Genomic DNA, 21,292 nt, shown 5'->3' on the forward strand with positions numbered 1-21,292 from the left:
GCATGACGATCGAAACGACCGACTGGATCGACCGCTATCCCGACGACACGCCGGACCGGCTGAATGCGCTCTTCGAGCGCGTGCCGGCCGACGGCCGTTGGCACCTGCTGCTCGACATGAGTTTCGCGCCGGCGTTGCGTGACCGGATGCCCGCGGTCGAGCGCAACGATGCCGTCGTGTTGTACGAAGGGGTGTACGACGGCGACGACTTGCTGGCGATTTCGCCGTGCCTCGTACCGCTGCCGGCGGACGCGGCGGTGCGCCGGGCGATGCTGGAGACCGTGCTGCGCGAGACGTCCGGACGACCGATGGTGAGCCTGCTGCATGGCGCGCGCGATACGGCCGCGCTCGCCGCGCATCTGCGCGGACAGATGGAGGCGAGTGCGGCATCCGACGGCGAAGCATTTCTGGTGCGTCTCGCCGATACGCGTTGCCTGCCCGCGTGGCTCGCGGCGCTGACGCCCGCACAGCGCCGCCGCTTCACGAATGGCATCGACGCGTGGCATGTGTTCGATCGCACCGGCGCGCTCGTCCCGCTCGATTTCGACACCGTGGACGAGGCGGCCGGCGATGAAGCGGACGCCGGGCGCAGCGGCGAGCCCTACGTGCTCGACGACGAACAGATCGAATGGCTTCGACAGGCCGCGAAGATCGACACGCTGATTTTTCATGTTCGCCAGCGTCCGGAGAGTTTCGGCCGTCTGGTGGCCACGCCGTCGCAAGCCCATGCGTGTGTGAGTGCGGCGTGGGCGCGGCACGACGGTCCCCCTGCGGCGGCGTCGCGAGCCGCGCTCGATGCGCTCGTGGCAGCCGGGTATCTGGTGACGGAGCTCGCGCCGGCGACGTCGTCCGCATAGAGCGACACGGGTTTGCGTGCATGCGACAGCGCACGTGGTTGATAGCGATCCACGCCGCACGGCGTCGGACAAGAGGATGAAAAGATGAGTTTGAATGCCGGTTCCACGACGTTTGTCGCTCGGCTGCTGATGTTCATGGCCATCCTGCTCGGGACGGCCGGATGCTCGCGTGCGACCGACGTGTCGCCTGCCGCGTCGACTGCGGCCGGGGCGTCGGGCGGCGCGTCGAGCGGCGCAGGTGCGGCGGCCGCATCCGGCACGATGGGGCTGAAGCTGAATGCCCTCAACTACACCGACGTTCCGATCGGCGCGTTCTACGTCGACGGCACCTGGGGCGGGATGGTGCCGGCGCGCATCGGCAGTGGCGGCGGCGCGATCATCTGCTGCGTCGCGTTGCCGAAACAATGGCATCCGGGACTGACCGTCAACCTGCAGTGGCGGGACGACAACCTGTACAGGAAGGATCCGAAGGCGCTTGCGAGCCGGGTCGTACCGGTTGAGCGCTACGACACATTCTCGGACGGCTTCCTGTGGGTCCTGTTCTTTCCGCACGATCGAATCAAGGTCTATGCGTCTCAGTGGATGCCCGGCTACCGGGGCTTCCCCGAAAATCTCCAGGCGCCCGATGAAGCGTGCCCGGGGAACTTCACGTTGCGCAACAGCGACCCGCAGTGCCCGAATCCCGACAAGAGGATCATGCAATGAGTTTCCGCTTCGCGAGCGCCGACCGGCCTGACGTCGGCGTCGTCACCCGGGAGGAGCAGGACGCGATCATGCGTCGGCTGCACGACGACGACGGGATGAGTTGCTGCAAGACGCTGCATGTCGGCATCTTCTTCGACGGCACGCGCAACAACGCCGATCGCGATCGCACGGGCGGCAAGCACAGCAACGTCGCGCGGCTGTTCGACGTGTTTCCGCGCGACAAGTATCACAGTGCCATTTACGTGGCCGGCGTCGGCACGCCGTTCGTCGACGAGATCGGCGACCAGGGCGTCGGACTGCAGGCCGCGGCCGGCGCGGCGACGGGATGGGCCGGCGAGGGGCGCATCAACTGGGCGCTGCTGCAGATCCACAACGTCGTGCATGCGCACGCGTTCGGCAATTCGCTGTCCGCGGCGCTCGGCAAGAGCGACAAGGAACTCGCGAAGGCCGTCAGCGTCGACCTGAATTTCAAGGGCATCGATCTCGGCGGCACTCCGCCCAAGCCGGGCAGTCTCGGCGACATCAACGCGCGCGGCAGTTCGAGCGTCGGTGCGCTCAAGCTGATGGCCGCCGAGCAGAACGGGATCGAACTGACCTGGGATCGCGACACGATCTGGGCGCAGCTCAAGGGCGAAGTCGATACGGCAAACTGGACCGCGACGATGCGCGCATGGGACGAGAAACGCCGCGTCGCATTGCGGGCCCGGTGCGCGCAGCTGAAGGCGCGCGTCGGCGATCTGCTGGTGAAGGGCAAGCCGAAACTGCAGCGCATTCGGCTGTACGTGTTCGGTTTTTCGCGCGGGGCGGCCGAGGCCCGCACGTTCTCGAACTGGCTGGCCGATGCGCTGGACCCCGATTTCAGCCTGTGCGGCGTGCCCGTGTCTTACGACTTTCTCGGCATCTTCGATACGGTCGCGTCGGTCGGCATCGCGCAAAGCACGGCCGCGACGCTGTTCGACGGGCACGGCGGCTGGGGGCGCAAGGAACTGATGGGCGTGCCGCGCTACGTGCGCCGCTGCGTCCATATGGTCGCCGCCCACGAGCCGCGCGGATCGTTCCCGCTCGACCTGATCGATGCGTCGCGGGACGGGCACGAAGAAATCGTCTATCCGGGCGTGCATTCGGATGTCGGCGGCGGTTACGGGCCAGGCGAGCAGGGGCGCGGCACCGGCGACGCGGACAAGCTGTCGCAGGTGCCGCTGCTCGACATGTATCGCGAAGCGCGCAAGGCCGGTGTTCCACTCGATATCAAGGGGCCCGGTGTCGCTGCCGAAGCCGCGGCGGCATTCGCGATTTCTCCCGCGCTCAAGCGCGCCTTTTCCGCCTATGTGAGCACGAGCGCCGACTATTACTACGCGAAGGAGCACGGCACGCCGGGCCTGATGCGCGCGCACTACGGGCTTTACCTGCGCTGGCGCAAGATGCGGCTCGACAATTTGCGTTCGCAACCGTCGTTTCTCGCCGCCAAGGCTGCCTATCCGCAGGATGCCGTCGATCTCGACAGCGCGAACGAGGAACTGCGGCTCGAATGGCGCGACCTGCTCGAATGCGAGAAAGAAGGCGGACCGACCGTGAGCCGGTACGCGGGCAACACGGTCAGCCGGAAGATCACCCAGAACCCGAAGGCGGCGGCCGTCATTTCGCCGGCCGTCCTGCCGATCGCCGCGGGCCTGCAGTCCGCGATTCCATTCGTGGGCCCGCTCGTGCGCGCGAGCGCCAAGCGCGCCGAGGATTTCTTCCAGCTGCAGCTCGAAGAGAAATGGAAGCAGTGGCTCGAGGTGCGCGGCGACTGGAACATGGGGCCGCCGGAAGCGCCGATCAGCGCGCTGTACGACAACTTCATGCATGACTCGCGCGCATGGTTCAAGCCGCTGGGCGACGACGACGACGTGTGGAACCACAACCAGATCAAAGCGCTGAAAACGCGCCAGGCCGAGTTCGAGCGCAAGCACGCCGAGTGGAAGAAGCGCCAGCAACTTGGCGTGCCGGGACCGTCGCAGATCATGCAGATGATGGGGGCGGGTGCGCTCGGGCTCGGGCCGGCCGCCAACGTCGCGTCGGAGCCCGAACCGCGTTCGCCGCTGACCGCGCAGCAGGCCGGCATCCTGAAACGTTACGACGCCGCGCAGCAGGCTGCACAGAAAGCCCGCGCGGCCCGGGATGCCACTGCGCCGACCGACAGCGCCGTGCTGACCGACCCGAAAGTCACCGGTGGTCTCGCGCTGCAGGATTCAGGGCGCGAGTTTTCGTTCGTCTGGGGCTACCTGCGCTGGCGCACCGTCTACGTGAACGGCGTGCGCTGGGACGCGCCCCATGTGCCGAGCGTGCAGGAAGACATGGAGGCGATGCGTCAGCAGATGCAGCGCAACGTCGACATGAGCAAGCTGTTCCGATGAACCGATTGGATACGAACCAGCCGGCGCGACACGCATTCGCGCGCGATTGCCGAGAAACGACATGGATCTAGTTGCCGCATTAACGGGGTACGGGCAAGCGACCCGTCATATCCAGATCGATACCGCGATGCCGGACGCATTCGTCGTAGAGCGCTTTCACGGTCGTGAAGGGATCAGCGAATCGTTCCGGTTCGAGATCGACGTGCTGTCGAGCGAGCCGTTTCTCGATCTCGCGCCGCTGATCGGCAGCGCCGTGCGGCTGCGTCTCGCGACGGCGGCGGGCGAACGATGCTGGAACGGCTACGTCACGCATGCCGCTTATGCGGAGAGCGACGGCGAGTTCACGCGCTATCGGCTCACGATGGAATCGTGGCTCGCGCTGCTGAAGCTGCGCCGCAATTGCCTCTATTTCGTCGACCTCGATGCCGAGGGGATCTGCGAGCGTGTGTTCGGCGACTATCCGGAAGCGCACTGGCGCTATGAACTCGTCGAGCCGCTGCGATCGTTTCGCTTGCGCGGCCAGTATCGCGAAACCGATCTCGATTTCGTGTCGCGGCAGTTGTCCGAGGCCGGGTTGTCGTTTCGCATCGAGCACGGACAGGACGCGGGGAAGGCGCCGTCGGGCGACCATACCGTCGTTGTGTTCGACCGCCATGCGCGGCTGCCCGACGGCAGCGCCATCGCATTCAATGCGCAGGACGTCGGCGATCCGGACGGCGTGATGACGCAATTCTCCGATCGGCGTCAGCTGGTGCCGGATCGCGTGGTGGCGACGAGCTGGAAAGCCAGCGAACTTCATGCGCTTGCCGGCCATGCGCAACAGCCCGCCGATGCCGACGCGCCGTTGCTGCCGGTGCGGGAGATCTACGACGGCCAGCGCGCAGGCCGCTTCGACACGAGCGGCGATGCGCAGCGTTACGCCGAACAGCGTCTCGACGCGCTGCAGCTCGCGAAACGGGTCTACCGTGGCGGCGGGTCGTCGCGCACGCTCGAGACCGGCAAGGTCCATACGCTGAACGACTATCTGGGCGGCACCGTGCGATTCGTACCGCTGTCGATCGAGCACGAGGCCGTCAACAACCTCGGCGCGCAGATCGGCCAGCTGTTCGGACGCGGCGAGCTCGACAAGGGGCTGTATCGCAACCGCTTCGTCGCGGTGCCGGAGGGCACGCCGATCGTGCCGCCGTTCCGCGACCGGCCGACGGTGTACGGGGTGCAGACTGCGATCGTCGTCGGTGAGCCGGGTGGGCGCGTCAGCAGCACGCGCGATCACCAGGTCCGCATCCAGTTTCCGTGGATGCGCGGTGTCGCGCCGCTGCCGGGCGGGTTGACGGATACGGCAAGCCGGTCCAATCCGACCGGCCACGCGCCGGGCGATCACCGTTCGGGCATTCTGGTTCGCGTCGCCGAACAGGCGGCCGGGCCGAATTTCGGTCATGCGTTTGTACCGCGCGTGGGGGCGGAAGTGGTGGTCGGCTTCGAGTCGGGCAACATCGATGCGCCGGTCGTGCTCGGCCAGGTATACGGCGGGCGTGTGCGTCCGCCGTTCTCCGCGGGCGAAGGCAGCGACGCGAATCATTCAGGAACACTGACGGGCCTGCAGACGCAAGCCCTCGATGGGCAACCCGGCAGTCGCTGGGTAATGGACGATGCGGCCGGACAATTGCGTCACGAGCTGAGCAATTCGACTGCCGACACGCGCCTCGCGCAGGGCTATCTGATCGACCAGCAGGGCACGATGCGCGGCGCCTATCGCGGTGAAGGCTTCGAACTGGCGACGCAGGGATGGGGTGTCGTGCGGGCCGGCGCGGGCGTGCTGATGTCGAGTACTGCGCGCCGGCTCGGCGCGTCGACGCAGATGGATGTCGCCGAACGCGTGGAGCAATTGAAGGACGCGGCGAAAACGGCGCAGGAACTCGACACGGCGGCGACCGGTGCGCAGGCGGTCGGCCTGAGCGCGAACAAGGCGCAGACTGATTTCCTCAAGGCGATCGATCCTGCGCAGGACGGCAAGTACGCGGGCAGCGTGGATGGTCAGAGCGCGACCAAGCCGACCGGGACGCAGCGCGACGGCGGCGATCCCGTCGAGCGATTCGCGACGCCCGTGGTGCTGATGGAGTCGCCGGAGAACATCGTGGTGACGACGCCGGAGAGTGCGGTGTCGTATGCGGCGCAGCACGTTCATCTGACGTCGCAAGGCGATGCGCATGTGGGCGCCGGTGCCACCGTGGCCGCGGCGACGGGCGATGCGATGAGCTTGTACAGCGTGGCGGGCGGGCTCAAGGCAATCGCGGGCGAAGGGCCGGTGAGCGTCGAGGCGCATGCGTCGACGATGGAGATTCTCGCGGACCAGACCGTGCGCGTGACGTCGACCGACGAGCGCGTCGACGTGCTCGCGCAGGACGCGATCGTGCTGCAGCAGGGGCCGAACCGGATCACGTTGAAGGGTGGCGATATCGTCGTCGAGACGCCGGGGCAATTCGCGGTGAAGGCGGGCGGGCATCCGTTCCCGGGGCCGCGGGCGACGAGCGTGAAGCTGCCGGCGCTGCCGGTGTTGCCGCAAGGCGATCCGTGCGACTTTCTCGTGCAGGCGCTGGCGGCGAGTTCGATCGTCGGTGCGACGGCATCGGGAGCGGGTGGCGCCGCGCTCGCGGCGCAGACGTTCGAGAGTGCATCGAGCCAGCCGATCTCGACCCGGACACTCCCCGCTCAGCCGGCTGTGTCAGTTGGTCCTGGCTCAGCAGGCTCCACGTTGTCGCGGGAGCCGCAACTCGGACATTCGGCTCCCGTGCCGGTGTCGGACGAACTCGAGGGACTACCGAAGAGCGGCCCCGCCGCGTCGATCGCCCCATGCAATCTTCATGTGCCGCCGCTCAAGCAGCTTGAATATCGGCCGGATATGGGACTTGTCGACTACTATCAGACTGACGCGAACGGCCGTGCAGTGCTCGAAGATCAGCATCCGATTCTGCTTCGCTTTTCCGGGTCGACCGGCATGTACGACATCGAATACACGCCGGCAACGGCCACGTTGACCGCAACGGTTCGCCTTCGGGTCGTGCTCGTGGATCAGCATGAGTATACGAATGGCCGGTTGCTGGTGGACAGGAAAACCGGTAAGCCGGTTTCGATACCGTACGACGGCGATGGGCCGGGGGATGACGAGGTCGTCTGGCAGAAGGTCGAGCGGCCCGCGAGTTCGGCCGATCTCGCGGGTTTCAAGCGGCGGATCGAAAACGGCCTGAACCGAAACCACTACTACATGCAGCCGAAGAAATGCCCACTCGGCAAGAACTGCACCTGCAAGGTGAAGTTGAAGCAGGAGATCGAATTCGTCACGACGACCGGACGGTTTCACAGCACCATCAGTCTGTACCCGATGGAGGCGCGGGCAAATTCGGAGAACTGGGGCGAGGTGCAGGTCACGTGGGATCCCGTGAAGAAGAAGGCAACGCGTGAGGCTACGCAAAACGCCATTATTCACGAGGCAGGACACCACTATGGGTGGCCGGACGAGTACTTCGAGAATCAAGGGGCCGTCTACGGCGCCTATATCAATGCACAGAAACTCGTCGACGTCGCGATGCCGCAGCTCCAGGATAATTGGCAGCGTACGTCTTCGACGAATCTGATGGGCGAGGGGATGTTTCTGCCGAATCCCGAGATTCCGAAGTACTACATGTACGGATTTCGCGATTGGTTCCAGAAGAAAACCAATATCGAGTGGGAAGTCCTGAAATGATGCGCTTTACACGGGTCCTGATGGCGATGACATTGATTCTTGGAGTGACGGACATGGCGTCTGCGAAAAACGAGCGCGGCTATTTCGAAATCCGCAGCGGGTCCGGACAGACCAATCCCGCGCCGACGATGGTGATCAAGGATGACGGCAAGACGCTTTCCTACTATTCGCGCGGAAGGGATCTCGATCACAGTTCGCAGGGCCGCTATCTGGGCATCGGGAAATATACGGTCGAATCGAGCGACGCCTATGCCGGGCAGCTCGCGGAAATCCGGCACGTGCTGAGCCAACGCGATGCGGCGGTCCGGGACGCGGTCAATGCGGGACCGGTTTTGTCCTATTCGTTCGACATGGATGGACACCACTACGAAGGTGCGTTCAACTACCAGGCGGAAAAGCCGGTACAGGACAAAATCATCGCATTGTATTCGCTCGCGAAGGAACTGCTGAGCCATGGAAAGCCCGAGATCAATCTTCATCCGGCGTTGTCGATTCGTTCCGACTCGAATCGTTTGCTGGTCGAAGTCGAATTCCGGAACGAGGGCCGGCACGAGGTCATCATCGATGGTCCGGATACCTGGACGGACAATCTTGCGATCCCGACTCGGCAATACGTCGAAGTGAGGGGAAGCAACAGCGCAGGTGCCGACTTCAAGGTCCGCCTGGGGAGCAAGTATCTAATCGACGCGTCGCGCCGCTATGCCAGGGAGATCACCGTCAGGCCGGGTGACGTGACCCGGCTCGGGTTCGCGGTTCCCTACGATGCTTTGTCGTTCGACAGCGACTCTCCCATTCAGCGCATGGAAACAGGCACCTACGATTTTGTCGGGCGCATGCAGGGCAATGTCGACAAACCGGACGAGATGTCCGGCAGGTTCTTGACGTGGACGGACCCGGTGCCGTCGATCGGTTTGACGCGGGAGTGACATGATCCGGACTGAACGCACGCTACGCGCGATACCGATGATCGGGAAGCGAAAAGTTGTTCGTCGAGCGGGAAGCCGTACGGGCGGAATCGGGCGACGTGCGCCATATTTTCTGGCGGCGGTGTTTCTGTTCGGCGTGACGGAAGCCGCCTTGGCAGAAGCGGGCCGAGGCTACTTCGAAATACGGAGCAGCCCCGGCCAGATCGCACCATCGCCTCCACTGGCTTTCGCGTTCGACGGCGATCGCGTTGCCTACTATTCGCGCGGACGAGAGCTGGACATCATGCCGCCGGCGAAGTATATGGGCGTCGGAAAATACTCGGCGAAGCTCAGCGGGCACTATCGAACGGAGATCGATCAGGTGAAGCGGATGCTGGCCAATCACGAGATCACCTCGGTGCCGGGCCGCAATATTGGATCGGTCCTCGCGTATTCGTTCGATCTGAATGGAAGGCGTTATCAGGGCGACCTTCAGTATCGATCCAGCGACGAAATCAGCGGCAAGCTGGCGTTTCTTTATGACCTTGCGCAGGATCTGCTTGACCACGGCACGCCGGAAATCAATCTGCATCCGGTGTTTGCAGTGCATTCCGAGTCGGGAAATCTGGTGGTTGACCTCGTGTTCGAGAATGATGGCGTACAGGACGTTGTCATTGACGGTGTCGAGAATTGGTCGCCGCTACTTGCCCTCCCGACCGTGCAATACGTCCAGATCGGCGGGCTTAGCGACTCCGGCGTCGGCTTCGAGGTCCGGCTGGATGAGAAGTATCTGAGCGCCGCTTCCCGACCTTATGCGTCGACGATTGCAGTCAAACCAGGAGTGCCGGTAAAGGTCACATTCCTCGTGCCCTACACGGCGCTCACATTCGATCCGGGTTCGTCCGCGCAACGGATTCATTCGGGCACGTACCGGTTCGTAGGCACAGCCAACTTCAACATTGAGTCGCCCGACGAAATGAAGGGCAAGGTGTTTACGCAGATGGACCTGCTGCCGGCCGTCGAACTGACCGAGCGTTAATGCGGGCTTCGGGCATCCCGAAAGCCTTGATCAGAAACACCGTTCCCAGCGAACCCCGAGCCAAACATCATGTCGACCCAATCCGATCTCATCCAGGCATTCTTCCGCGGCTGGTCGCAGCATGACCGGTTTCTGTGGCTGACCACGCCGCTCGGCGCGGACAAGCTTGTCGCCGAGAGCCTGCAAGGATGGGAGTCGCTCGATCGCGGCGGCTTCCGGTTTCAGCTCACCGCGCTGACCGAGCGGCCCGACCTGCCGCTCGACAAACTGATCGGCGCGTCGGTCCTCATCGAATGGCAGGTCGCGGACGGGCAGGGCGCACGACGCCCGTTCCACGGCCATGTGACGGCCGCGGAACGCGTCGGCTACAACGGCGGGCTCGCGCGTGTGCGGCTCGTCGTCGAACCGTGGCTCGCGCTGCTGCATCAGCGCGTCGACAGCTACAACTTCGTGAACGCGAGCGTGGTCGAGATCAGCGAGCAGATCTTTGCGCACTATGCGCGTGGCGCGATCGCGCCGGCATGGCGCTGGGCGCTGGCCGACCCGGCGAAATATGCGAACCGCAGCCTGACCGCACAGGCCGGCGAATCGGATTTCGCGTTTCTCGAACGATTGTGGGCGGAAGAGGGCATCTTCTACTGGTTCGAACACCAGGGCGACGCGCACTCGACTGACCTGGGCAAACACACGCTCGTGCTGGCCGATACGAACCAGCGTTTCGCCCCGGCTGAACCCGAAGTCATCGGTTTCCATCAGACGAGCGACGGCGACCCGCGCGGTGGCATTCGGCAATTCGTGAATGCGCGCCGCTGGCGCATCGGCAGCGTCGCACGCGCAAGCTGGGATCACCGAAGCCTGTCGACCCGTCCGTCCAGCGTGCGTGCGAGCGGTGCGGTCGCGCCGGGCGAGGATCGCGATGTCGCAGGCCCGTACGCGTTCCAGACCGCCGCGATCGGCGACCAGCGCGCGCAGCAGCAACTCGACGCGCAGCGTGTGCCGGCGCTGCAAACCGAAGGCAGCGGCACGCGTCGCGATTTGCGGCCCGGGCTGCGTTTCGCGATGTCGCGGCATCCGTCGCTCGATCCATCGCGCGCGTTCGTGTGCCTGCGCGTCGAGCACGACGCGCGTGCGAACGTGAGCGCCGACGTGCACGGCGCGATCGCGCAACGGCTCGGCGCGATTCCGCCGGGACTCGATATCGCGCCCGGCGAGCAGGACGACGCGCAGGCGCTGCACGCGGCATTCGACGCCACGACGCACGCCGGCGGCGCGCTGGTAGACGGCGACGAGGTGTACCGGAACCGCTTCGCCGCGCTGCCGTTCGACCAGGCTTACCGGCCGTTGGCGCCGAGCGGGCATGGCGCACGCGTGCATCCGGTCGCGGTGATGCCGGGCGCCCAGACGAGCATCGTGGTTGGCGCGGGCGATCCGGTTCATACCGAACGCGATCACCGGATCCGGATCCAGCATCATGCGCAGCGCGGGCAGAATTCCGCGAGTCGCGACGAACATCCGCGCGCGGCGAACGCGCCGGCCGATCGTGGCGCGGGCACCTGGACGCGCATGGTGACATCGGTCGGCGGCGACAACTGGGGCGGCGTGAGCGTGCCACGCGTCGGTCAGGAAGTCTGGACCGAATGGCTGGAAGGCCAGCCCGACCGGCCGGTCGCGGTCGCCGCGCTGTACAACGGGCAAGGCAACGCGGACGCGCAGCACAATGCGCTGGCGGGCGGCCCGAGCGGCAGCACGGCCAATGCGGCGGCCTGGTTTGCCGGCAACGACCACGCAGCCGTGCTGACCGGGTTCAAGACGCAGGACCTGAATGCGAGTCAGACCGGCGCGGGTGGCTCGCGACAATTCATGCTTGACGATACGGCTGGGCAGTCGAGTGCGCGCCTTTATACGACCGATCACGGCAGCGGCCTGACGCTCGGGCACATCAAGCAGGTGCAGGACAACCGGCGTCTGGCCGATCGCGGCTACGGCGCCGAACTGTCGACGCAGGCAGCCGCCGCGCTGCGCGCCGGCGCCGGCTTGTTGATCAGCACGGCGCCCGGCGTGAACCAGATGGACGCGAGTGCAGCGAGCCAGGTGCTCGCGCAGCAACGCGAGATGCTGCAGGGGCTCGCGAAATTCGCGCGCAAGCAGGGTGCGGAGCCGGGCGCGAGCACGGCGCAGCCCGATGGTGTCGCGTCTGTCGGCGACACGACATCGCCGCTCGTGGCGATCGAGGGCCTGCAGCAAAGCCAGGTGTCGCTCGGCGCAACGCGCGAAGGCAGTGGCGCGGGCGGTGCCGGCGGCGGTGCGGTTGCGTGGCAGCATCCGCATCTCGTCGCGCACGGCGCGGCCGGCGTCGCCGCGCTGACGGCGCAAAGCCACGTGTGGACGTCGGGCACGCAAACCGTACTGAGCGCCGGACGCGACGTGCAGGTCACGGTCCAGGGCAAGTCGAGCATCGTCGCGAAGGAAGGCATCGCGCTATACACGCACGGCACCCCGGGCGGCAGCCGTCCCGTGCCGGCGGCCGGGATCGCGCTTCATGCTGCGACGGGCGCCGTCACCGTGCAGGCGCAGAACGGCGGCACGCTCGACGCCAGTGCGCAGCGTGCGGTGACTGTATCGAGCGCGAAGGCAAGTGTCGCGCTGCAGTCGCCGAAGCGGCTGCTGCTGACGGCGGCCAACGCGTTCCTGAAGATGGAAGGCAACGACATCGTGATCGGCGCGCCGGGCAAAGCGACGTTCCATGCGGCCCAGCACACGCTGACTGGCCCGCGATCCGCGAACGTCCAGTTGCCGTCGATGAACAAGCCCGCATGTGTCGAATGCATGCGGGATCTCGCGCATCGCCACGAAGCGATCGCCACGCGCGGGTGACGACGATGACTGCGCTGCTCCAGACATGGGAAACGACGGCGGCCGCCGAGCATGCAGCGTTTCCGGATGCCCATCGCTACCTGTTGGCCGATGCGTCGCAGTTGCCGATCAACGCGGCGCCCTGGCGCGAGTTGATTGCGGCGGGACAGGTTCACAACGTGCTGGCTGGCCAGCCCGAGGCGAGCAATCCGGAGGTCTGTGCGCTGGTGTGCGACTATCGTGCACCGCACGTGCCGGCGTTGCTCGAACGGCAGCTCGCGCGGCGGCCGTTCGCGTTTCTGTCGCTGGTCAGCGTCTATCCGCTCGATGAACTCGTGCCGAAACTCGGCGTCAGGACGCGCGTGACGCTGCCCGACGATCGCGACGGACTGCTGCGGTTCTACGACGCGGCGGTGTTTCAGACACTGGCGGGCGCGCTGTCCGAGTCGCGTTATCAGGCGCTGTTGTCGCCGTGCGTGTCATGGACCTGGGTGCGTCGCGATGGCACCGTCGGTACGGTGCGACATCCGCGCCGGCACGAACGAATCTTCTACGCATGCGTGGATGCACGCGAGCTCGACGCTTTGCGGCGCGGCAGCCGGCCGGACGCCGTGCTCGCCGAATTGCGACGCAACGGCCGGATCCCCGTCGACGCGGATCCGTTCGATACTTACGCGCGCATGCGTCGTCTGATCGGCGTGCTGGATGCGCAGGGATTGGGTGACGACCGCCTTGCCTACCGGATCGGTGCGACACTGGCGATGGTCGGCCACGTGGAGCTCGACGACGAGCGCGTCGTTGCCGAGTGCATTGCTGCGTATCGGCATGATCACGACGCGTTGTGCGACGCATTGCTCGATCGCCTGATCGAGATCGATGCCGCGAATGCCGAGACGAAACAGGAGGCGCGGCAATGAACGCGGCCGCCCTGTTTTCGTTCCGCGGCCGGGCCGGGCGCATCGAGTGGTGGGGCGTGACCGTGCCGTGGCTGATTGCGGGCTCCGTGTTCGACGTGCTCGCCGACCTGCCTGCAGCGCAACGTATCGCGACGTTCGTCGATGTCGTCGGCTGGGCATTCGCGATCGTGATGATCTGGATGCTCGTCGCGGTGTCGGTGCGGCGCTGGCACGACATCGGCAAGTCCGGATGGTGGACGCTTCTTCATGCGATCCCGGTCGGAGGCGCGTTCATCACCATTGCGATGAACGGGTTCTATCGCGGGGACGACGCGCGCAACCGGTTCGGTCCGCCATCGCCGGATGCAGGCAACAACGACGCAAGTTTGTGAGGGTATCGATGAAATTCAGAGCAGGGATGCACGTTGTGGCGCTGGTCGGGCTTGGCGTGCTTGCCGCATGCAGCAAGCACGGTGTCGACGTATCGGCGGAGCCGCATAACGTGTGCGTCACCGGGTACAACGAGTACGGGCGCAAGCTCCACGAATTCTGGCTCGACAACGAGCACAAGTCGGGATGCTTCGGCAATCCGTCGGCGCGCGAGGACGGCGAGGCATTCGGCGGCGGCGGCGGCTTTGCCTGTGGTTGCAAGGTAACGCCGGGACAGAAGGTGAAGCTGTTCTGGGAATTTGCGCAGCCGCTGGACGACATTCAGCGCGGCATCCAGCCCGAGCGCAAGACGATCGACGTGACCATTCCACAGCCGGAATCGCCGACGTCGCGCTATCTGCGTGTGTATTTCCGCAAGAACGGCACGGCCGAGCTGCAGTGGGTCGACGACATGAACGCGCCTGAACTCAAGCCGACGCAGGAGAAGTAAGTGCCATGGCCGAAATCAATCTGAAGAAGGACGCCGTCTCCGCAGAGACGGACCGCGTCAAGGCGGAGGCCGAGCAAATGTGTCCCGCATGCGAACACATGCTGTGGGTCAGCTTCTATTTCGACGGATTCGGCTTCGGCGAGAAGGACGGTCCGCGAACCAATATCCTGAAGCTGTTCAACGCCGCGTACGACAAGAAGAACAAGAACATGCGGCGCTTCTACTATCCGGGACTCGGCGCGGATTTCGACCCCGAGGCCGGTGTGCTGCGCGAGGTCCTGAAGGACAAGGCGACGGATACGGTCAGCGAGAAAGCCGGCGACAAGCTCAAGGAGCAGACGGTCGACAAGGTCAAGGAAAAGGCGCAGAAGGCCGCCGAGGACGCGTGGAAGCAGAGTGGAAAGATCAGTGATCCTACGTTCGGAAATCGCGTGAGCGACACGTTCGACACGCTGGTCGGCAAGACGAAAGACGGCTTGGGCGACGCGCGCAAGCGGATCGAGCGCGCGATCGAGCGGCCCGGGTCGGAAAAGAATCGTGCGCTGCGCTATCTGCGGCACGAATGGAAGGGCTTCTGGCGCGATGTCGTCAAGTATCCGTACCGGATTCCGAAAACCGTGCTGAAGGAGGTCGGCAAGGAATCGCTGGGCGCGGCGGCCGAGTCGTTCCAGCTCACGCGCGATACGAAGCTGGGCGCCGCGCTATTCAATACGGGCGTGGATACGCGCCTGAAGGCGGCGGTAGAGGATTTCAAGGCGGCGGTGGCCGGCGCGAAGCAAGCCGGCACGGTGAACAAGATCCATGTCGCGATCTTCGGCTACGACATGGGCGGCGGCCTTGCGCTCGCCTTTGCCAGGCAATTGCTCGACGAGGTGGCCAAGGGGGGGAAATACGATGGCGTTTCGGTCAAGATCAAGTTCATGGGGCTGTTCGATTGCGTGACGAACCGCTTCGACGACAACCTGCTGACGGGCTACATCCCGCTGAGCAACGCGGTGTCGTCGGACCTGATCCTGTCGCCGGACATCGAGAAATGCGTGCACTACGCGGCCGCCCACGAACTGCGCGTGTACAAGCCGCTGACGATGCTCGGCGTCGACCCGTCCGACATGCGCGGTCGGCGGCAGGAGCGCCTGTTTCCCGGCGCGCAGGTGGACGTGGGCGGCGGCGCGATCGAAGGCGAGGACGGCATTTCCGACAAGCTGGCGCGCGTGCCGCTCGAGATGATGTACCACCGCGCGTACGGCGCCGGCATTCCGATGCCCAGCCTGACCGCGCTGGCCAACGAGGACGGTGCGCTGTATCAGCAGATCGTCGCGCCGCCCGAGATCCAGAATTTCCAGCTCGACTACCGGCTGGCAGTCAAGAAGCTCGTGGCGACGACACGCGAGATTCCGCCGCTCACGCCGCTGGGCACAGGTATCGGCTATCCGTCGGCGACGCTCAAGCAGTCGATCGGGCCGCTCGATTTCCTCAATCCGAAGCCCGTGCCTGACATGACGGACGGTTGCCGCGTGCCCGATCCGGCGCCGCCACGCCCGATCGTCGTGACCGATCTGCCGAAGGACATCCAGGGCGAACTCAAGGGCCACATGGTCGTGTATATCCAGTGGCTGCGCATGTGGTACGACCAGGCCGAGAATCGCGCGGCCGCGGCGCAGCGCAAGCCGGGCTGGCTCGGCGGCGCGGCCAATCCGCTAGCGTACGGACGTTACGAGAAGCTGGTGCGCGAGATCGATTTCCAGAAGCAGCACGGTACGCGCCCGGGATATGGGTTCGATGGCAAGCAGGCAATGAAGCAGCTCGGCGGCGAGTTGCCACCGTCGATATTCAACACCGATCCGCAGGCGCAGGCGCTGTTCTGGCTCTGGAACAATCCGGGCGAGCGCCTGCCCCAGGTGGAGGCGATGTATCCGCTGTTCGTGAAGCACGTGCACGACAGCATGGCCGAGAGCGATGTCGAGGCGGTGTGGAGCCACCTCGTGTCGATCAAGAACTACCTGAACACGAGGGCGATGCAGAAAATCGCGACCGCACCCGACAAGTCGTTCCTGGACCGCGTCGCAGACATGTATCAGTCGCTGGTATCGACCGTATCGGCACCGTCCGGCACGACGGCCGTTCGATAGGCCCGATCGTCCGGCAGTCCGCCGCTCGCCGACGCCGGCTGCCTAAAGGCAGCCGGGCCCGCGCGCTACTTCGAGATGTACCACAGCGCATCCGCGCTGACACGCGACGGCTGCGCGGCCGCGGCCGGTGCTTGGGCCGGCGCGGGCGGCGGCGTGTTCGACGTGACGGCCGTCGGCAGCGTGGCCGGAACATTCGCGGTCGACGGCGACGCCGTCGCGGTGCCCGACGTCGACGGCGTATTCACGTACCACAGCGCATCGGCCGAGGCCGTGCGTTTCGCGGCCGTATTGGCTGCCGCGTTCGTCGTCGTATTCGCCGCCGTACCGGCCGACTTCTTCGATGCCGATGCCGATGCCGATGCGCCGGCTGTCGCCGCACCCGCCGTTCCGGCCTGCGCGGTCATGCCCGCGGCTGCCGCGCCGCGCTGCGCGCGCGCTTCGAACGGCCCGAGCTGGAAGATTAACGTTTGCGCGGGACGCGTCACGACGGCATACGGAAACTGCAGCTCCCACGACATCAGCACGCGCCCGGCCGACGTCTCGGTGAAGATCGCCGGCACGTGCTTCATGTCGCTGAACTGCACATAGATTCGCGCGCCGTCGTCGAACACCTGGGTCGGCTTGGCCTGGTCGGCGCCGGTGACCGTCCAGCCGAAGTTGTACGTGCCGGCCGGACCGGCGGGGCCGCCCTGCGGCGGGGGCGGCGGGGCCGGCGATACGGTGCGCGCACGCGTGACGGGCGGCGCCGACACGCTCAGGCTCGCGAACGGGTTGTATGTCTGCGCCTGTTGCGGCGGCGTAAAGGACGGTGGCAGGATGGGCATGGGAGTATCCGGCGAATCCGGCATGGTCCGGATTGCATCATAGACCTTGCGCGCATACGCGAGGCGCTTGTCGGGCGACGCGGAGTTGTACGCGCCGATCGCGTTCCAGTTGGGGCCGAGCTGGCGGATGTTCTGCGACAGGATCCACGCGCCGACGTACGCGTTCGTGCACGCATCGAACAGGCTTTCCCGCGTGATGCCTTCGCGCGCCAGCGTCGGCAGCCACGTGCTGTTGATCTGCATCAGCCCGATGTCGACCGTGCCGTTGGTATTCGTGTTCACCGCGTTCGGATTCATCCCCGATTCGACTTGCGCGATGCCGCGCATCAGGCTGACGCTCACGTGCTGGAACGCGGCCGCGTCGTCCAGGCAATCGGCCCGCGCGACGCCGCAGAGCGCGCACGACAGCGCGATCGTCGAGGCGAGGGTCAGCGTGTCGCGGCTGAGCGGGCGAGTAGTATGACGCGGCATGGCAGGTTGGGGCGGAATCCGGCCGCCCGGTGCAAGGAAATTACGCAGACGCGAAGTGTGCCATAGCGGGCGGGCAAATGGCTCGCGTCAAACTTTCCTTTGCATTTGCCGGCGCGTTCGCCGCGCATTTTTATCGCGCCGGATCACGGCCCGCGGCGATGCGTGATCGGTAAAAACGGCCGGCATTTGCGCAAATAGCGTTGCAATGGTGGCGTCCCAAACCTGACGTATTACGTCACTCGCGCGATGAAACCGGAGATCGAGCGAGCGAAAGGGAAAATCGCTTGTCGGCCGTTCACCGAAGCGAAAGAAAGCGACAAAAAATTGGCGGCCGAAGCCGCCGTCTGAGAAATCCGAAGTCGACCGGCCGCGCGGCGCGCGGCCAGCCATTTCCCGGTATCGCGATGCGCGATCAGAAGCGGTGACGCAGGCCGAGGTTGACCATCGTTTGCGAGCTCGTGCCCGCATAGCCGTACGAACCGATCGACGCCTGCGCGGCCATCGAGCCGCCCTTGCCGTCGCCGGTCTGGCCGCTGGCGTGCTGGTACGCGGCGGTCAGGTAGACGTCGGTGCGCTTCGACAGGCTGTAGTCGGCGCCGGCCGAGACCTGGTGATAGGTTGCCGACGTGTCGCCGCCCGAGCGCGTGTAGCTGTAACCGACGCCGACGAGCAGCGCATTCGTCGCCTGGTAGTTCACGAAGCCTTGCCCGGTGTTGTAGTGCTCGTTCGAGCCGAACACCGAGCTGGCGTCGCGGCGGTACTGCGCGTTGCTGTAGCCGAGGCCGAACGTGAACGGGCCGGCGACGTACTGGCCCGCGATGCGGCCGATGCCGATCGAGTGCGCGCTCGCGTAGCCGTTGTTGATCGGGCCGTCGAACGTGCCGTCCGACGAGCTGGTCCAGCCGGTGCGCAGGCCGCCCGACGCGGGGCTGTTGGTCGCGTGAAAGTAGCCGCCGGCGACGCTGAACGGCCCGTTGTTGTACGACACGGCGGCCGAGTACGACTGCGCGGCGCCGGTGCTGCCGGCGATGCCGCCGAACGAATACATCGCCGAGAACTGCAGGCCCGAATAGACGGCCGACGTGTACTTCACCGCGTTGTCGACGCGGAAGCTGTTGTCGTAGTTGTCGACGTCGCCCGGCGTCGCGAACACGCTGCCCAGATAGTTGTCGGCGGTGATGCCCTGCACGAGATCGACGAGCGGGTCGTACTGGCGGCCGAACGTGAGCGTGCCGTAGCGGTCGCTCGTCAGGCCGACGAACGCTTGCCGGCCGAACAGGCGGCCGCCCTGACCCTGCCGGCCGTTGCTCGGATCGAAGCCGTTCTCCAGCTGGAACAGCGCCTTCAGCCCGCCGCCGAGATCCTCGGTGCCTTTCACGCCCCAGCGGCTGCCGGCGAGGTTGCCCGCGCTGCTGTTACCGAGCATCCACGCGTTGTCCTTGCCTTGTTCATGGTTCACATAGGTGATCGACGTGTCGATCACGCCATACAGCGTGACGCTCGACTGCGCATGCGCGACGGGCATCGCCGCGAACGACGCGAGCGAAATCAGCGAGAGGGTCGTGCGTTTCATGTCATCTCCTTGGCGCATTGGTGTGGGTTCGTGATCCGGAATGGCAGGAGACTACAGAGCCGCACTAAAACGGCAAAAATGAAATTCTTCGTTGTGGTCTGATGCAGACAGGGACGTTCCTGGAAATTCACCATTGAGGGATTTGCATTATTGATAGACGCGTATCAATGGGTTGTCATTCCATCGGTTTTTCATTGCATTTTGCGTGTGCCGTGATAATTCGGCGTGATTGTCGGGCGATTTACCGCAATCCCAATATTGTTATCGATCCGTCAAATTACTATTTAACGAATCGAATTGGCCCGGCCGGAGCGAATGTGATAACCGAACGGGCGGTTCGCATCCGGCGGCGGTATCGCGGTTGCGCCAGGCGTCGCGGCGTCGGCGTCACCCTCGTGCCGAAACCGGGGTCGCTATCTCACTTTTGTATATAATAATCATTCTCATTTACAAAGTGGTTGATGCTCGCGCACCCCGGAACCCGGCCATGTCCGCTGACAAGCTGTCCCTCCATCGAGAAATCGACGCCCTCTATGCCGACCACCACGCGTGGTTGCGCGGCTGGCTGGCCCGCAAGCTCGGGTGCGCGCACCGCGCCGCCGACCTCGCGCATGACACGTTCGTACGCTTGCTCGCGCGCGACGAGCCGATCGGCGCCGACGAGCCGCGCGCGTTCCTGACGACCGTCGCGCAGCGGGTGCTGAGCAACCACTGGCGGCGCGAGCAGATCGAGCGCGCGTATCTCGACGTGCTCGCGCAGCGCCCGGAAGCAGTGGCGCCGTCGCCGGAAGAGCGGGCCGTCGTCGTCGAGACGCTGCTCGAGATCGACCGGCTGCTCGACGGCCTGCCGCTCGCGGCGAAGCGCGCGTTCCTGCTCGCGCAGCTCGACGGGCTCACGCAGGCCGAGATCGCGCGCGAACTCGGCGTATCGCTCGCGACGGTGAAGCGCTATCTCGTGAAGGCCGGCACGCAGTGCTTTTTCGCGATGGCGGCCTGACCGATGGCCGCCCCGGGAGCGCCGGCGGTGCCGCCGCACGTTGCACGTCGCGCGGTCGAATGGTGGGTCGACCGGCAATCCGGCCGTACCGACGACGCATTCGTCGCCGCGCTCGCGCGCTGGCGCGCGGAAGATCCGGCGCACGACGCGGCGTGGCGTCACATCGAAGCGATGCAGGGCCGGTTCGGCCGGCTGGCGGCCGGGCTCGATGCGCAGGCCGCGCACGCGGCGCTGTTGCCGAAGCGGGCAGGCCGCCGCGCGGCCGCGAAGGCGCTGGCCGTGCTGCTGTTCGCGGGCGGCGCCGCATGGATGGCCGAACCCGCGCGGCGCGCGGCGATCTGGCCGGCCGACCTGCGCACGGCGGTCGGCGAGCGGCGCACGGTGACGCTCGCGGATCGCACGGTCGTCGTGCTCGATACCGACACGGCGCTCGACGTGCGCTTCGACGATGCGGCGCGCCGCCTGCGCCTGCTGCGCGGCACGATCATGGTGACCAGCGGCCACGACGATCGTCTGCCCGCGCGGCCGCTCGTCGTCGAGACCGCGCAAGGCGAGCTGCGGCCGCTCGGCACGCGCTTCGCGGTGCGGCAGCGCGACGGCGCGACGCGCGTCGAGGTGTTCGCCGGCGCCGTCCAGGTGCAGCCGGTCGATGCGTCGGCCGGCATGCGCGTGATCGCGGCCGGGGAGGGCGCGGATTTCACGCGCGATGCGATCGACGCGCCGGCGCCGCTCGATCCGTATGCCGCCGCATGGACGAACGGCATGCTCGTCGCGTCGCGCATGCGGCTGGCCGATCTCGTCGCCGAGCTCGACCGCCATCGCCGCGGCAGCCTGCGCTGCGATCCGGCCGTGGCCGAGCTGCGCGTGTCGGGCACCTATCCGCTCGACGATCCGCAGCGCGTGCTCGATACGCTGGCGGCGACGCTGCCGATCGACGTCCACTACCTGACGCGTTACTGGGCGACCGTCGTGCCGGCCCGTTCGTGAGCGCGCCGGAAAATTTTTTCGCCGACCTGAGCTGTTTC

General features: G+C 65.8%; 16 protein-coding genes. 13 read left to right on the plus strand and 3 right to left on the minus strand.

What is annotated here, in order from left to right; genetic code table 11:
• Window positions 1–2 precede the first annotated feature (2 nt).
• The 11 genes from H0X95_RS06920 to H0X95_RS06970 all read left to right on the plus strand — a co-directional run bounded on the left by H0X95_RS06920 (window position 3) and on the right by H0X95_RS06970 (window position 16,402).
• The gene (locus H0X95_RS06920; RefSeq protein WP_034200729.1) at window positions 3–857 is read left to right on the plus strand and encodes a DUF4123 domain-containing protein; all 855 of its coding nucleotides are present in this window, start codon (window positions 3–5) and stop codon (window positions 855–857) included.
• A gap of 84 nt (window positions 858–941) precedes the next feature.
• Window positions 942–1,562, plus strand: coding sequence for a DUF3304 domain-containing protein (locus H0X95_RS06925; RefSeq protein ID WP_196445981.1), 621 nt, complete (start codon window positions 942–944; stop codon window positions 1,560–1,562).
• Window positions 1,559–3,958: a T6SS phospholipase effector Tle1-like catalytic domain-containing protein gene (locus tag H0X95_RS06930; protein ID WP_034200727.1), complete on the plus strand. Its 2,400-nt coding sequence runs from the start codon at window positions 1,559–1,561 to the stop codon at window positions 3,956–3,958. The genes H0X95_RS06925 and H0X95_RS06930 overlap by 4 nt, the downstream gene beginning before the upstream one ends.
• A gap of 61 nt (window positions 3,959–4,019) precedes the next feature.
• Window positions 4,020–7,700: a type VI secretion system Vgr family protein gene (locus tag H0X95_RS06935; protein ID WP_196446011.1), complete on the plus strand. Its 3,681-nt coding sequence runs from the start codon at window positions 4,020–4,022 to the stop codon at window positions 7,698–7,700.
• 20 nt (window positions 7,701–7,720) lie between these two features.
• Window positions 7,721–8,626: a hypothetical protein gene (locus tag H0X95_RS06940; protein WP_193759740.1), complete on the plus strand. Its 906-nt coding sequence runs from the start codon at window positions 7,721–7,723 to the stop codon at window positions 8,624–8,626.
• Window position 8,627: 1 nt separating this feature from the next.
• Complete coding sequence (locus tag H0X95_RS06945) at window positions 8,628–9,644, plus strand: hypothetical protein (RefSeq protein ID WP_230205680.1); 1,017 nt, start codon at window positions 8,628–8,630, stop codon at window positions 9,642–9,644.
• A 69-nt stretch (window positions 9,645–9,713) separates the two neighbouring features.
• Window positions 9,714–12,518: a type VI secretion system Vgr family protein gene (locus H0X95_RS06950; protein ID WP_196445982.1), complete on the plus strand. Its 2,805-nt coding sequence runs from the start codon at window positions 9,714–9,716 to the stop codon at window positions 12,516–12,518.
• Window positions 12,519–12,523: 5 nt separating this feature from the next.
• A complete protein-coding gene (locus H0X95_RS06955; protein WP_206532957.1) occupies window positions 12,524–13,414 on the plus strand; it encodes a DUF4123 domain-containing protein in 891 nt (296 codons plus the stop codon).
• Window positions 13,411–13,785, plus strand: a complete 375-nt coding sequence (locus H0X95_RS06960) for a DUF805 domain-containing protein (RefSeq protein WP_006497556.1) — start codon at window positions 13,411–13,413, stop codon at window positions 13,783–13,785. Before H0X95_RS06955 ends, H0X95_RS06960 begins: the two co-directional genes overlap by 4 nt.
• A gap of 8 nt (window positions 13,786–13,793) precedes the next feature.
• Entirely contained in the window at window positions 13,794–14,273 is a 480-nt protein-coding gene (locus H0X95_RS06965) for a DUF3304 domain-containing protein (protein WP_048989006.1), read from the plus strand.
• A 5-nt stretch (window positions 14,274–14,278) separates the two neighbouring features.
• A complete protein-coding gene (locus H0X95_RS06970; protein WP_048989005.1) occupies window positions 14,279–16,402 on the plus strand; it encodes a phospholipase effector Tle1 domain-containing protein in 2,124 nt (707 codons plus the stop codon).
• A gap of 65 nt (window positions 16,403–16,467) precedes the next feature.
• Here the strand turns inward: H0X95_RS06970 and H0X95_RS06975 are convergent, their stop codons facing one another.
• The 3 genes from H0X95_RS06975 to H0X95_RS06985 form a co-directional block, all read right to left on the minus strand.
• A complete protein-coding gene (locus tag H0X95_RS06975; protein WP_006490616.1) occupies window positions 16,468–17,697 on the minus strand; it encodes a lytic transglycosylase domain-containing protein in 1,230 nt (409 codons plus the stop codon).
• Between the two features lie 87 nt (window positions 17,698–17,784).
• Window positions 17,785–18,087, minus strand: coding sequence for a hypothetical protein (locus tag H0X95_RS06980; RefSeq protein WP_156908309.1), 303 nt, complete (start codon window positions 18,085–18,087; stop codon window positions 17,785–17,787).
• 22 nt (window positions 18,088–18,109) lie between these two features.
• Window positions 18,110–19,270, minus strand: coding sequence for a porin (locus H0X95_RS06985; RefSeq protein WP_034200718.1), 1,161 nt, complete (start codon window positions 19,268–19,270; stop codon window positions 18,110–18,112).
• 487 nt (window positions 19,271–19,757) lie between these two features.
• On the opposite strand from H0X95_RS06985, the gene H0X95_RS06990 reads away from it, so the two are divergent.
• Both H0X95_RS06990 and H0X95_RS06995 read left to right on the plus strand, forming a co-directional pair.
• Window positions 19,758–20,267 (plus strand): sigma-70 family RNA polymerase sigma factor, encoded by a 510-nt coding sequence (locus tag H0X95_RS06990; RefSeq protein ID WP_077056254.1) that lies wholly within the window; start codon window positions 19,758–19,760, stop codon window positions 20,265–20,267.
• Window positions 20,268–20,270: 3 nt separating this feature from the next.
• Window positions 20,271–21,254: a FecR domain-containing protein gene (locus tag H0X95_RS06995; RefSeq protein WP_077056255.1), complete on the plus strand. Its 984-nt coding sequence runs from the start codon at window positions 20,271–20,273 to the stop codon at window positions 21,252–21,254.
• The last annotated feature ends 38 nt before the right edge of the window (window positions 21,255–21,292 follow it).

It is taken from the genome of Burkholderia sp. 9779_493, from assembly GCF_015712215.1.
Lineage (GTDB): Bacteria > Pseudomonadota > Gammaproteobacteria > Burkholderiales > Burkholderiaceae > Burkholderia > Burkholderia cenocepacia.